Here is a 12972-nt window from a genome sequence, read left to right on the forward strand (position 1 = left end):
CCCATGACCGGTCTGTCCACCGTCCTGATCGTCGTCGGCCTCTTCCTGGTCGGCGGCATCATCTCCTTCGCCAAGCAGAAGATGCCCACCAGCCTCATCGTGCTGCTCTCGATCGGTGCCGCGATGTGCCTGGTCGCGGGCGTCATGCGGCTGGAGGTGTGGAATTGAGCGGCAAGAAGGTCGTCGTCTTCGACTACGGCTTCGGCAACGTCCGCTCCGCGGAGCGGGCCCTCGCGCGCGTGGGTGCCGACGTCGAGATCACCCGCGACTTCGACCGGGCGATGAACGCCGACGGCCTGCTGGTGCCGGGCGTCGGCGCGTTCGCCGCCTGCATGCAGGGCCTGCGCGCGGCGCGTGGTGACTGGGTGGTCGACCGCCGGCTGTCCGGCGGGCGGCCGGTGATGGGCATCTGCGTCGGCATGCAGATCCTCTTCGCGCGCGGCATCGAGCACGGCGTGGAGGCCGAGGGCCTGGACGAGTGGCCCGGCACGGTCGCGCCGCTCGAGGCCGACGTCGTGCCCCACATGGGCTGGAACACCGTCGACGCCCCGGAGGGCTCCGAGCTGTTCGCCGGCCTCGACGCGGACGCCCGCTTCTACTTCGTGCACTCCTACGCCGTCCACGACTGGGCCCTGGAGACGAACAACCCGTTGATCACGGCCCCCAAGGTCACCTGGTCCACGCACGGCAGGCCCTTCGTTGCGGCCGTGGAGAACGGCGCCCTGTGGGCCACCCAGTTCCACCCCGAGAAGTCCGGCGACGCCGGTGCCCAGCTCCTCACCAACTGGATCGGAACCCTGTAGACCATGGCCAAGCTCGAACTCCTCCCCGCCGTCGACGTCCGCGACGGCCAGGCCGTGCGCCTCGTGCACGGCGAGTCCGGGACCGAGACCTCTTACGGTTCCCCGCTGGAGGCCGCCCTCGCCTGGCAGCGCTCCGGCGCCGAGTGGCTGCACCTGGTCGACCTCGACGCCGCCTTCGGCACCGGCGACAACCGTGCGCTGATCGCCGAGGTCGCCAGGGCGATGGACATCAAGGTGGAGCTGTCCGGCGGCATCCGCGACGACGACACCCTCGCCGCGGCCCTCGCCACCGGCTGCACCCGCGTCAATCTCGGCACGGCCGCGCTGGAGACCCCGGAGTGGGTGGCCAAGGTCATCGCCGAGCACGGCGACAAGATCGCGGTCGGCCTGGACGTGCGCGGCACGACCCTGCGCGGCCGCGGCTGGACCCGGGACGGCGGCGACCTCTACGAGACGCTGGCGCGCCTCGACAAGGAGGGCTGCGCCCGCTACGTCGTCACCGACATCGCCAAGGACGGCACCCTCCAGGGCCCGAACCTGGAGCTGCTGAGGAACGTCTGCGCCGCCACCGACCGCCCGGTCGTGGCCTCCGGCGGCGTGTCGTCCCTGGACGACCTGCGCGCCATCGCCGAGCTGGTACCTCTCGGTGTCGAGGGTTCCATCGTCGGGAAGGCCCTCTACGCGAAGGCGTTCACCCTGGAAGAGGCACTGGAGGCAGTGGCGTCATGACATCCGAGGCCGTGCGGCGTGTGCAGAGCGGAAGTCCCTGGGAAGAGAGCTTCGGATTCGCGCGCGCCGTCGCGGCGGGTGACCGGGTGCTGGTGGCCGGCACGACGTCCTTCAAGGGCACCGTGCTGTACGGGGAGGGCGACCCCTACGAACAGGCCAAGGTGGCCTTCACCGGCGCCCTCGAGGCGATCGGTGAGTTCGGCCTCGGCATCGGGTCCGTGCTGCGCACCCGGATGTACCTGACCCATGTGCGGGACGTGGACGCGGTGGGCCGCGCCCACAAGGAGTTCTTCGACTCCGTCCGCCCGGCCGCGACCCTGCTGGTCGTGGAGGGCTTCGTCGACCCGCGCATCCTGGTCGAAGTGGAACTAGAGGCATTCAGAGGAGCCGTGACCTCATGACCCTGGCGGTCCGAGTCATCCCCTGCCTGGACGTGGACAACGGCCGGGTCGTCAAGGGCGTCAACTTCCAGAACCTGCGCGACGCGGGCGACCCCGTCGAGATGGCCAAGGTGTACGACGCCGAGGGCGCCGACGAGCTGACGTTCCTGGACATCACCGCGTCCTCCGGCGACCGGGAGACCACCTACGACGTGGTGCGCCGCACCGCCGAGCAGGTCTTCATCCCGCTGACGGTCGGCGGCGGTGTCCGCACCGCCGAGGACGTGGACCGGCTGCTGCGGGCCGGCGCGGACAAGGTGGGCGTGAACACCGCGGCCATCGCCCGCCCCGACCTGATCCGGGAGATCGCGGAGCGGTTCGGCCGGCAGGTCCTCGTGCTGTCGGTGGACGCGCGCCGCACCGAGGGCGGCGCCTTCGAGGTGACGACCCACGGCGGCCGCAAGGGCACCGGCATCGACGCCGTCGAGTGGGCCCACCGCGCGGCCGAGCTGGGCGCCGGGGAGATCCTGCTCAACTCCATGGACGCCGACGGCACCAAGGACGGCTACGACCTGGAGATGATCGCGGCCGTCCGCAAGCACGTCACCGTCCCGGTGATCGCCTCCGGCGGTGCCGGCCGGCTGGCGGACTTCCCGCCGGCCGTCGACGCGGGCGCGGACGCGGTCCTGGCCGCCTCCGTCTTCCACTTCGGTGACCTGCGCATCGGCGAGGTCAAGCAGACCCTGCGGGAGGCGGGCCACCCCGTGCGGTGACGCCTTCCCGAGCTCTCGGCCCCGGTCGCCCGCTGAGGCGGCCGGGGCCTTCTCATGGCCCCGGCCCCTCGCGGGCAGATGCGAAAGAGAAGTTGCGCAACATTCATTGTGCAATTTTTCTTTCGCATCTAGAGTCGGAGACATGACAGCCAAGGGGAGCCGTCCCATCACGGACGTGGGCACGCTCAAGGCGCTGGCCCACCCGCTGCGGATGAAGCTGTACCGAGCCCTGTGCGTGGCCGACAAGGCGACCGCCTCGCACCTCGCCGACCAGGTCGACGAGGCCGTCTCGCTGGTCAGCTACCACCTGCGCAAGCTCGCCGAGCACGGCCTCATCGAGGAGGCCCGGCCGCAGAGCGCGGACGGCCGGGAACGCTGGTGGCAGCCCTCCTCCGAGGGCGTGAGCATCCGTGACAAGGACTTCCGGGACGCGCCGGAGAAGGCGGCCGCGCACCTGGCGGCGACCCGGCTCTTCCACGACCAGCGCACCGACCTCTACCGCCGCTACCTCGACGAACGGCCCACGTGGAGCGCCGAGTGGAACGCGGCCGCGCCCGACAGCGAGTCCCTGCTCCGCCTCACCGCGCCCGAACTGCGCGAACTGCAGGACGACATGCTCGCCCTGATCCGCAGGTACGACGAGAAGGGCCGGTCCGCCGAAGCCGCCGGCGAGACCGAAGGGCGCGAGCACGTCGCGCTGCACGTGTACGGATTCCCGTTCCGTGTCTGAGAAGGGCCCCGCCGTGACCGACACCCTCATACCCCCGGCCCCCGATACCGAGGACCGCCCCGCCCACCGCGACCCCAACGTGCTGCGCTGGCTCGGCGCCTACACCGCCTCCATGCTCGGCGACAGCGTCTACTACATCGCCCTGTCCTGGGCCGCCGTCCAGGCCGGCACCCCCGCGCAGGCCGGTGTCGTGATGTCCGTCAGCGCGCTGCCCAGGGCCGTGCTGATGCTCGGCGGGGGAGTCCTCGCCGACCGGCTCGGCCCGCGCCGCGTCGTCATCGGCAGCGACACCGTGCGCTGCGCGGCGGTCCTGGCGGTGGCCGCGCTGCTGTTCCTCACCGGCCCCGGACTGTGGCCGCTCGCCCTGCTGGCCCTGCTCTTCGGCACCGTCGACGCCGTGTTCATGCCCGCCGTGGGCGCCCTCCCGGCCAGGATCACCGGCAAGGGACAGCTCGCCCGCGTGCAGGGCATGCGCGGCCTCGCCGTCCGCTGCGCGGGCGTGGCCGGCGCCCCGCTCGGCGGACTCGGCGTGGCCCTCGGCGGCGCACCGGCCGCTTTCGCCCTCGCCGGACTGCTGATCGCCGTCTCCGTACCGCTGCTGATCTCCCTTCGCCTGCGGCCCCTGCCCGGCGACGACAGGGCGGGCGCCCCGCGCACCACCGCCTGGGCCGACCTGGTCGGCGGCCTGCGCTACATCCGCGGCCACCGCGTCCTCGCCCCGCTCATGCTCGCCATCGCCCTCGGCGACTTCGGCTTCGTCGGCCCGCTCAACGTCGGCCTGACCCTGCTCGCCGACCGGCGCGGCTGGGGCGCCGCCGGCATGGGCTGGGTGCTCGCCGGATTCGGCGCCGGAGCGGGCGCCGCCTCGCTGCTGCTCGCCGTCCGGGGCCGGGTGCCGCGCGCCGGGCTGGTCGCCGCCTGGGCGATCCTCGCCGGCTCGGTCGCCATCGGCGCCCTGGCCTACGTACCCCAGCTCGTCGGGGCCGTCGGCGTCGCCCTGCTCATCGGGCTGCTCGCCGGGCTCAGCGGGGTGCTGTGCGGAGCCATGCTGCAGACCCTGTCCGACCCCGCCTACCTCGGCCGGGTCACCGCCGTCGCCAGTGTGGTCAGCCTCGGCCTGGCCCCGCTGAGCATGCCGTTCGCGGCCGCCGCCATCGGGGCCTTCGGCCTCGGCCCGGTGTTCGTGACCAGCGCGGCCGTCTGCGGGCTCGGCGGGGTGGTCGCCCTGTGCGTCCCCGGGCTGCGCCGCGCGGAACTTCCCCGCTGACGCTCACACCCTCGGCTGAGTGAGCTGCACAAGATTGCCGACCGAGTCGTCGAACACCGCCGCGAGCACCGGGCCCTGCACCCGCGGGGGATGCGGGAACCGCACACCCAGCCCGCGCAGCCGCTCGTACTCCGCCGGCAGGTCGTCCACGGAGAAGACGATGCACGGGATCCCCGCCTCGTACAGCGCCGTGCGGTACGGCTCCGCGATCGGGCCCTGCCCGGGCTCCAGCAGCAACTGGAGGTCCGGCTGGGCCCCCTCGCGCGCCCCGACCGTGACGAACAGCGTGCCGCCGCCCAGATCCATGTGCAGCCGGGTCTCGAACCCCAGGACCTCCGTGTAGAAGGCGTGCGCCTTCGCCACGTCGTCCACGAACACGCTGGTCATCGCGACCTTGATCATGCGGCGCCTCCCGGATGCCCGGTCTGGGATGCCCGGTTGCGGAAAGCCCGGGTTCAGAAGCCGAGCTGCTTCGACTCGTGCAGGGTGGCGATCGCGTTCTCGTCGCCGTCCAGCTCCACCTTCGCCTCGCTCTGCCGGCCGAAGGCGAACATCAGCAGCTCCGAGGGCTCACCGGTCACCGTCACCACCGGAGTGCCCCGGTGCGCCACCGAGGTCTGGCCGTCCGGGCGGCGCAGCACCAGACCGGTCGGCACGCCCCGGCCCAGCAGCCGGGCGGTGCGCTCCAGACGCGACCACAGCGCGTCCTGGAACACCGCGTCCAGCTCGCGCGGGCCCCAGTCCGGCTGGGCTCGGCGGACGTCCTCGGTGTGCACGTAGAACTCGACCGTGTTGGCGGCCTCGTCGACCTGCTTGAGCTGGAACGGCGAGAAGCGCGGCGGGCCGGTCCTGATGAGCTGGATCAGCTCCTCGTACGGCTTCGCGGCGTACTCGGCGAGCACCTTCTCCAGACGCGAGGCCAGCGGCTTGATCAGCGCGCCCCCCGCCGCGTCCGGGCGGCGCTCGCGCACCACCACGTGCGCGGCCAGGTCCCGGGTCCGCCAGCCCTCGCAGAGGGTCGGGGCGTCCGGCCCCACGGTTTCCAAGAGGTCGGCGAGCAGGAGCCGTTCACGCTTGGCGAAGGTCGACATGGAGTCAGCCTACGACTCCGTAACCGGTCCGCCCACCCGTCGCCCGTCCACCCGGGCCCGTCTCAGGTGCCGCCCACCCAGTGCCCATCCCCTGGACAGGAACCCGGAACGGTCCGGCCCACGCGGCACAATGGCACCCATGACCAGCACTCTCGACCCCGAGATCGCCGCGCGCCTGAAGCGCAGCGCCGACGGACTCCTCCCGGCCATCGCCCAGCAGTACGACACCGGAGAGGTGCTCATGCTCGGCTGGATGGACGACGAGGCGCTGCACCGCACGCTGACCACCGGCCGCTGCACCTACTGGTCGCGCAGCCGCCAGGAGTACTGGGTCAAGGGAGACACCTCCGGCCACGTCCAGTGGGTGAAGTCGGTCGCCCTGGACTGCGACGCCGACACCGTGCTGGTCAAGGTCGACCAGGTCGGCGCCGCCTGCCACACCGGCGCTCGCACCTGCTTCGACGAGGACGTCCTGTTCGAGGACGATCCCGGCACGAGCACCCCGCGGGCCCGCCCGGCGACCGCTGATCAGTAAGGTCTGCCGCCATGGACCTCGAGACCTTCCGCAAGCTCGCCACCGACCGGCGTGTCATCCCGGTCACCCGCAAGCTCCTCGCCGACGGTGACACCCCGGTCGCGCTCTACCGCAAGCTCGCCGCCGAACGCCCCGGCACCTTCCTGCTGGAGTCCGCGGAGAACGGGCGCTCCTGGTCCCGCTACTCCTTCGTCGGCGTGCGCTCCGCGGCCACCCTCACCACCCGGGACGGCCGGGCGCACTGGCTCGGCACCCCGCCCGTGGGCGTCCCCGTCGAGGGCGACCCGCTCGCCGCCCTGCGCGCCACCATCCAGACCCTGCACACCCCCCACCAGGAGGGCATGCCGCCCTTCACCGGCGGCATGGTCGGCTACCTCGGCTACGACATCGTCCGCCGCCTGGAGAAGATCGGCCCCGGCGAGCGCGACGACCTCGGACTGCCCGAGCTGACCATGCTCCTCACCAGCGACCTCGCCGTCATGGACCACTGGGAGGGCTCGGTCCTGTTGATCGCCAACGCGATCAACCACAACGACCTCGAGACCGGCGTGGACGAGGCCCACGCCGACGCGGTGGCCCGCCTCGACGCCATGGAGGCCGACCTCGGCCGCGCGGTCGTCCAGCCCCCGGCCGTGCTGCCGCCCTCCGAGCTGCCCGAGTACACCGCCCGCTGGGGCGGCCCCGACTTCCAGGCGGCCGTGGAGGACGTCAAGGAGCGCATCCGCGCGGGCGAGGCCTTCCAGGTCGTGCCCTCACAGCGCTTCGAGACCCCGTGCACGGCGAGCGCGCTGGACGTCTACCGGGTCCTCAGGGCCACCAACCCCTCGCCGTACATGTACCTGTTCCGCTTCGACGGGTTCGACGTCGTCGGCTCGTCCCCCGAGGCGCTGGTGAAGGTCGAGGACGGGCGCGCGATGGTCCACCCCATCGCCGGCACCCGGCACCGCGGCGCCACCCCGCAGGAGGACCAGGCCCTCGCCGACGAGCTGCTCGCCGACCCCAAGGAACGCGCCGAGCACCTGATGCTGGTCGATCTCGGCCGCAACGACCTCGGCCGGGTCTGCGAGCCCGGCTCGGTGGAGGTCGTCGACTTCATGTCGATCGAGCGCTACTCGCACGTCATGCACATCGTCTCCACGGTCACCGGCCGGGTCGCCGAGGGCCGTACCGCCTTCGACGTGCTGACCGCGTGCTTCCCGGCGGGCACCCTCTCCGGCGCCCCCAAGCCCCGCGCCATGCAGATCATCGACGAGCTCGAACCGTCCCGGCGCGGCCTGTACGGCGGCTGCGTCGGCTACCTCGACTTCGCCGGCGACTCCGACACCGCGATCGCCATCCGCACGGCCCTGCTCCGGGACGGCACCGCCCACGTCCAGGCCGGGGCCGGCATCGTCGCCGACTCCGACCCGGCCGCCGAGGACCAGGAGTGCCGCAACAAGGCCGCCGCGGTGCTGCGGGCGGTGCACACGGCCAACCGGCTGGGCGGGTAGAGCGCTTGTGCCGAACCCCGGGTGTCGGTTCACCCGGGGTCCAGGCGATAGTGGAGTACGTGACTGCCGTACCTCACCCTCGTTCCGAAGCCGCCGCACCCAGCCGGTCCGGTCGGCGGAGCCTCGCCGTGGCCCTGCTGTGCGGCGCGCTCGGCGCGGCCGTGACCCTGCTCGCGACCCGGCAGCGCTGGTCGGAGGGCACCGCCACGGTGGCCGGCGGCGCGTTCCCGCTGACCGCCAAGGGCAGCGACGTCACGGGCGTCCCCGCGGCCCTCGCCATAGTGGGCCTGGCCGCGCTCGTCGCCGTCTTCGCCGTCCGCCGGGCCGGCCGCCTCGCCGTCGCCGCGCTGCTCGCGCTCAGCGGCGCGGGCATCGTCGCCGCCTCGTTCGCGGGGGCCTCCGACAGCTCCGCGCTGGACGAGAACGCCGCCCGGACCACCGGCGACACCTCGGCCACGGTCACCGCCCTCTCGCACACCGGCTGGCCCTACGTCGCGGCCGCCGGCGGCGTCCTGATCCTGCTCGCCGGGCTGCTGGCGCTGCGCTACGGCGCCCTGTGGCCCGCCATGTCCGGGCGCTACGAGCGCGGCTCGGACCGCCCGCGCCGCAAGGCCGGGCCGGCCGATCCGGAGCGCCCCGAGGAGATCTGGAAGGCCCTGGACCGTGGCGAGGACCCCACCGGCGCCTGAGGCCGCCCCCGCACCCCGCCGGGTGTGGCGAACCAGACGCCACCCCCGCGTCACGCACGCGCGTGCGTACGGGACAATGGACGAAGAGCGCCCGGCTCGGACGGTGACGCGCTCGGAACCGTACGGACACGTACTTCGACACGTACAAGCAACGAGGAGCAAGTCATGGCGGGCAGCAGCCACGGTCACACCCCGGCCGCCTGGACCGGCGTCATCATCGCCTTCATCGGTTTCTGCGTCGCGGGTGCCTTCATGGTGATGGCCCAGCCGGTCGGCTTCTGGGCGGGCATCGTGATCGTGCTCCTCGGTGGCGTCGTGGGCGTCGCCATGCGCGCCATGGGCCTCGGCCAGCAGAAGCGCACCCAGGCCACCCCGCACAGCGGTCAGGTCCCGACCCGCGAGCCGGCCGGCGTCGAGGGCTGAGCCCCACCGCATCCCGCGAGGGGCGGCCCCCACCACATCCGGTGGGGGCCGCCCCTCGCGCGCGTCCCGCGGGCGTACGGGGCAGAATGCCGACGTGAACCCCGACAGCGGTACCGCCCCGCGCGCCACCCCCACCACCCCTTGGAACCGGCTCGCCGTCCCGGCCGGTGTCCTCGCGGCCGTCGCCGGGGCCTTCGCGTACGTCGGCACCGTCGACCCCAACGAGCCCGGCCACTACCCGGTGTGCCCGCTCTACGGCCTGACCGGCCTGTACTGCCCCGGCTGCGGCGGACTGCGCAGCGCCCACGCCTTCATCCACGGCGACCTCCTCGCCGCCCTGCACGACAACGCGGCGGGGGTGGCCGCCTACCTGGGCTTCGCGGTGCTGTGGACCGTCTGGGTGGTGCGCGCGGTGCGCGGCCGGCCGGTGCGGTTCGAACCGGGGCGGGTCCAGATGTGGGCCGTCGGCGCGCTGCTGCTGGTCTTCACCGTTGTCCGGAACCTGCCGTTCGGCGGCTGGCTGCATCCTTGATCGAACGGTGAACGTCCATGTAATGGGACCGGTGTCCACCGGATGTGAGGCCTCGGCCGTCCTCCGGATACCATCGCAGTGACCACAGGTTTCGGAACCTGAAGGAACGACCGTCTGAAAGGGGGCCGCTCGCGTGAGTGTGCTCGACGAGATCATCGACGGAGTCCGTGCCGACCTCGCGGAGCGGCAGGCGCGCGTCAGCCTCGACGAGCTCAAGGAGCGCGCGGCGAAGGCCCGCCCCGCCAAGGACGGGGTGGCCGCGCTCAAGGGCGACGGCGTCAAGGTCATCTGTGAGGTCAAGCGCTCCAGCCCCTCCAAGGGCGCGCTGGCCGCGATCGCCGACCCGGCCGGGCTCGCGGCGGACTACGAGGCGGGTGGCGCCGCCGTCATCTCGGTCCTCACCGAACAGCGCCGTTTCGGCGGCTCGCTGGCCGACCTGGAGGCGGTCCGCGCGCGCGTGGACATCCCCGTCCTGCGCAAGGACTTCATCGTCACGTCGTACCAGCTCTGGGAGGCCCGGGCGTACGGCGCCGACCTCGCGCTGCTGATCGTCGCCGCCCTGGACCAGTCGGCCCTGGAGTCGCTGATCGAGCGTGCCGTGTCCATCGGCCTCACCCCGCTCGTCGAGGTGCACGACGAGGACGAGGTCGAGCGGGCGGTGGACGCGGGTGCCCGGATCATCGGCGTCAACGCGCGCAACCTGAAGACCCTGCGGGTCGACCGCGGCACCTTCGAGCGGGTCGCCCCGGAGATCCCCGACCACCTCGTCAAGGTCGCCGAGTCGGGGGTGCGCGGGCCGCACGACCTGATCGCCTACGCCAACGCCGGCGCCGACGCGGTGCTGGTCGGCGAGTCCCTGGTCACCGGGCGCGACCCGAAGGCCGCCGTGTCCGACCTGGTCGCCGCCGGCGAACACCCCGCGCTCCGGCACGGGCGGAGCTGACCTCCGGCTAAGCTGGCCCCGATGATGCTTCCGATCACCCCGGCGACGCGGGACGCCTATGCCCGCCTCGCCCGTGGCTGCCGGCCCCGAGGCTGCCGTGCCCCCGCGCGACGGGTGCACGGGCGGCGGGTCCGCTATGTGATCGGTGACGAGCCCGGCCAGGTGAACGGCATGCGATGGCGTCACTCCGCGTGCGCGTCACCTGCGGTGAGCTGAGCCGCGTCTCCTTGTGAACGCCGGTTCACCCGCACTCCGGTCTCTCCTGGCCGCCCAGGGGGCTCCGCCCCCCGGATCTCCCGGCCTTCGCCCACCCACCACCCGACTCGGGCGCTGAACAAGTGCCTCGCCCGGCCCCTGCCGACGGGTGCGGGCGGGTGGGTGGCGAACACCGCCGAGGGCAGCGCACGCGTACTCGTACCCCAAGTCCAGCAACCCGGGGCCCAGCCCCTGCGAGGTATCCGTATGCCCAGCGAGTTCTTCATTCCCGATCCCACCGGCCAGGTGCCCAGCGCCGAGGGCTACTTCGGGGCGTTCGGCGGCAAGTTCATCCCGGAGGCGCTCGTCGCCGCCGTGGACGAGGTCGCCGTCGAGTACGACAAGGCCAAGGCCGATCCCGAGTTCGCCCGTGAGCTCGATGACCTGCTGGTGAACTACACCGGCCGGCCCAGCGCACTGACCGAGGTCCCGAGGTTCGCCGAACACGCCGGTGGCGCCCGTGTCTTCCTCAAGCGGGAGGACCTGAACCACACCGGCTCCCACAAGATCAACAACGTGCTCGGCCAGGCCCTGCTCACCAGGCGCATGGGCAAGACCCGCGTCATCGCCGAGACCGGCGCCGGTCAGCACGGTGTCGCCACCGCCACCGCCTGCGCGCTCTTCGGCCTCGACTGCACCATCTACATGGGCGAGGTCGACACCCAGCGGCAGGCCCTCAACGTCGCCCGCATGCGCATGCTCGGCGCCGAGGTCGTGGCCGTGAAGTCCGGCAGCCGCACCCTGAAGGACGCCATCAACGAGGCGTTCCGGGACTGGGTAGCCAACGTCGACCGCACCCACTACCTGTTCGGCACCGTGGCCGGCCCGCACCCCTTCCCGGCCATGGTCCGGGACTTCCACCGGGTCATCGGCGTGGAGGCGCGGCGGCAGCTCCTGGAGCGCGCCGGGCGGCTGCCCGACGCCGCGGTCGCCTGCGTCGGCGGCGGCTCCAACGCCATCGGCCTCTTCCACGCCTTCATCCCCGACGAGGGTGTCCGGCTCATCGGCTGCGAGCCCGCCGGACACGGCATCGAGACCGGCGAGCACGCGGCCACCCTCACCGCCGGCGAGCCCGGCATCCTGCACGGCTCCCGGTCCTACGTCCTGCAGGACGACGAGGGCCAGATCACCGAGCCGTACTCCATCTCGGCCGGTCTGGACTACCCGGGCATCGGCCCCGAGCACTCCTACCTCAAGGACTCCGGCCGCGGCGAGTACCGCGCGGTCACCGACGACGCCGCCATGCAGGCCATGCGCCTCCTGTCGCGCGCCGAGGGCATCATCCCGGCCATCGAGAGCGCCCACGCCCTCGCCGGCGCCCTGGAGGTCGGCAGGGAGCTGGGCCCGGACGGCCTGATCGTCGTCAACCTGTCCGGCCGCGGCGACAAGGACATGGACACCGCGGCGCGCTACTTCGGCCTCTACGACACCGACGCCGAGGTGGCCGCCGACGAAGCCGACACCGCCGAGATCCAGGGGGACGCCAAGTGAGCGGCAACATCCGGCTGTTGACGGACACCCTCGCCGCCGCGAAGGCGGAGGGCCGGTCCGCGCTCATCGCCTACCTCCCGGCCGGGTTCCCGACCGTGGACGGCGGCATCGAGGCGATCAGGGCCGCGTTCGACGGCGGCGCGGACGTCGTGGAGGTGGGCCTGCCGCACAGCGACCCCGTCCTCGACGGCCCGGTCATCCAGACCGCCGACGACATCGCCCTGCGCGGCGGGGTCAGGATCGCCGACGTCATGCGCACGGTCAGGGAGGCCCACGAGGCCACCGGCAAGCCCGTGCTCGTGATGACGTACTGGAACCCCATCGACCGCTACGGCGTCGAGCGCTTCACAGCCGAGCTGGCCGAGGCGGGCGGCGCGGGCTGCATCCTGCCCGACCTGCCGGTCCAGGAGTCGGCCCTGTGGCGGGAGCACGCCGAGAAGCATGGCCTCGCCACCGTCTTCGTCGTCGCCCCCAGCAGCAGGGACGAGCGGCTGGCACGGATCACCGAGGCGGGCAGCGGCTTCGTCTACGCGGCCTCGCTGATGGGCGTCACCGGCACCCGCGCGTCCGTCGGCGCGCAGGCGCAGAACCTGGTGGAGCGCACCCGGGCCACGGGCACCGGACTGCCGGTGTGCGTGGGGCTCGGCGTCTCCAACGCGGCCCAGGCCGCCGAGGTCGCCGGGTTCGCCGACGGAGTCATCGTCGGCTCGGCGTTCGTCAAGCGGATGCTGGACGCCCCCGACCACGCCGCCGGCCTCGCGGCGGTGCGCGAGCTCGCCGGTGACCTGGCCAAGGGCGTGCGCGGGCAGGCATAAGCCCCCATAGGCGGCGTCAGTCGTTC

At 72.8% G+C, this 12972-nt stretch carries 18 protein-coding genes; 16 read left to right on the forward strand and 2 right to left on the reverse strand.

Going from position 1 to position 12972, the window contains the following annotated elements:
* Nucleotides 1-3 precede the first annotated feature (3 nt).
* From ACFVVO_RS21305 to ACFVVO_RS21335, 7 genes are all read left to right on the forward strand, one after another.
* On the forward strand, nt 4-168 hold the full coding sequence (locus tag ACFVVO_RS21305; protein WP_199210187.1) for a hypothetical protein: 165 nt from the start codon (nt 4-6) through the stop codon (nt 166-168).
* Complete coding sequence (gene hisH, locus ACFVVO_RS21310) at nt 159-803, forward strand: imidazole glycerol phosphate synthase subunit HisH (protein ID WP_390057002.1); 645 nt, start codon at nt 159-161, stop codon at nt 801-803. The genes ACFVVO_RS21305 and hisH overlap by 10 nt, the downstream gene beginning before the upstream one ends.
* 3 nt (nt 804-806) lie before the next feature.
* On the forward strand, nt 807-1532 hold the full coding sequence (gene priA / locus ACFVVO_RS21315) for a bifunctional 1-(5-phosphoribosyl)-5-((5-phosphoribosylamino)methylideneamino)imidazole-4-carboxamide isomerase/phosphoribosylanthranilate isomerase PriA (RefSeq protein ID WP_390057004.1): 726 nt from the start codon (nt 807-809) through the stop codon (nt 1530-1532).
* Entirely contained in the window at nt 1529-1933 is a 405-nt protein-coding gene (locus ACFVVO_RS21320) for a RidA family protein (RefSeq protein WP_390057006.1), read from the forward strand. Before priA ends, ACFVVO_RS21320 begins: the two co-directional genes overlap by 4 nt.
* A complete protein-coding gene (hisF, locus tag ACFVVO_RS21325) occupies nt 1930-2685 on the forward strand; it encodes an imidazole glycerol phosphate synthase subunit HisF (RefSeq protein WP_390057008.1) in 756 nt (251 codons plus the stop codon). The genes ACFVVO_RS21320 and hisF overlap by 4 nt, the downstream gene beginning before the upstream one ends.
* A 142-nt stretch (nt 2686-2827) precedes the next feature.
* Nucleotides 2828-3415, forward strand: coding sequence for an ArsR/SmtB family transcription factor (locus tag ACFVVO_RS21330; RefSeq protein WP_390057010.1), 588 nt, complete (start codon nt 2828-2830; stop codon nt 3413-3415).
* 13 nt (nt 3416-3428) lie between these two features.
* Complete coding sequence (locus tag ACFVVO_RS21335) at nt 3429-4682, forward strand: MFS transporter (RefSeq protein WP_390057012.1); 1254 nt, start codon at nt 3429-3431, stop codon at nt 4680-4682.
* A gap of 3 nt (nt 4683-4685) precedes the next feature.
* On the opposite strand, the gene ACFVVO_RS21340 is transcribed toward ACFVVO_RS21335, so the two are convergent.
* The gene (locus tag ACFVVO_RS21340; RefSeq protein WP_390057014.1) at nt 4686-5084 is read right to left on the reverse strand and encodes a VOC family protein; all 399 of its coding nucleotides are present in this window, start codon (nt 5082-5084) and stop codon (nt 4686-4688) included.
* Nucleotides 5085-5137: 53 nt separating this feature from the next.
* Complete coding sequence (locus ACFVVO_RS21345; protein ID WP_390057015.1) at nt 5138-5773, reverse strand: TIGR03085 family metal-binding protein; 636 nt, start codon at nt 5771-5773, stop codon at nt 5138-5140.
* A gap of 139 nt (nt 5774-5912) precedes the next feature.
* Here ACFVVO_RS21345 and hisI point away from each other — a divergent pair, with 139 nt between their 5' ends.
* The 9 genes from hisI (at nt 5913) to trpA (ending at nt 12946) form a co-directional block, all read left to right on the forward strand.
* Complete coding sequence (gene hisI, locus ACFVVO_RS21350; protein WP_390057016.1) at nt 5913-6308, forward strand: phosphoribosyl-AMP cyclohydrolase; 396 nt, start codon at nt 5913-5915, stop codon at nt 6306-6308.
* An 11-nt stretch (nt 6309-6319) separates the two neighbouring features.
* A complete protein-coding gene (locus tag ACFVVO_RS21355) occupies nt 6320-7798 on the forward strand; it encodes an anthranilate synthase component I (RefSeq protein WP_390057018.1) in 1479 nt (492 codons plus the stop codon).
* A 50-nt stretch (nt 7799-7848) separates the two neighbouring features.
* Nucleotides 7849-8487 carry a TIGR02234 family membrane protein gene (locus ACFVVO_RS21360; protein ID WP_390057020.1) on the forward strand — a complete coding sequence of 213 codons (639 nt, stop codon included), beginning with the start codon at nt 7849-7851 and terminating at the stop codon, nt 8485-8487.
* 165 nt (nt 8488-8652) lie between these two features.
* Nucleotides 8653-8910, forward strand: a complete 258-nt coding sequence (locus ACFVVO_RS21365) for an HGxxPAAW family protein (protein ID WP_390057021.1) — start codon at nt 8653-8655, stop codon at nt 8908-8910.
* A 94-nt stretch (nt 8911-9004) separates the two neighbouring features.
* Nucleotides 9005-9442, forward strand: coding sequence for a DUF2752 domain-containing protein (locus ACFVVO_RS21370; RefSeq protein ID WP_390057022.1), 438 nt, complete (start codon nt 9005-9007; stop codon nt 9440-9442).
* A gap of 133 nt (nt 9443-9575) precedes the next feature.
* Nucleotides 9576-10385 carry an indole-3-glycerol phosphate synthase TrpC gene (gene trpC, locus ACFVVO_RS21375; RefSeq protein ID WP_390057023.1) on the forward strand — a complete coding sequence of 270 codons (810 nt, stop codon included), beginning with the start codon at nt 9576-9578 and terminating at the stop codon, nt 10383-10385.
* Between the two features lie 21 nt (nt 10386-10406).
* Nucleotides 10407-10601, forward strand: a complete 195-nt coding sequence (gene trpM / locus ACFVVO_RS21380) for a tryptophan biosynthesis modulator TrpM (protein ID WP_390057025.1) — start codon at nt 10407-10409, stop codon at nt 10599-10601.
* Between the two features lie 246 nt (nt 10602-10847).
* Nucleotides 10848-12131 carry a tryptophan synthase subunit beta gene (gene trpB, locus ACFVVO_RS21385; protein WP_390057027.1) on the forward strand — a complete coding sequence of 428 codons (1284 nt, stop codon included), beginning with the start codon at nt 10848-10850 and terminating at the stop codon, nt 12129-12131.
* Complete coding sequence (trpA, locus tag ACFVVO_RS21390) at nt 12128-12946, forward strand: tryptophan synthase subunit alpha (protein ID WP_390057029.1); 819 nt, start codon at nt 12128-12130, stop codon at nt 12944-12946. The genes trpB and trpA overlap by 4 nt, the downstream gene beginning before the upstream one ends.
* Nucleotides 12947-12972: the final 26 nt, after the last annotated feature.

The organism is Streptomyces sp. NPDC058145 (genome assembly GCF_042884245.1).
In the GTDB taxonomy this organism is placed as follows: Bacteria; Actinomycetota; Actinomycetes; order Streptomycetales; family Streptomycetaceae; genus Streptomyces.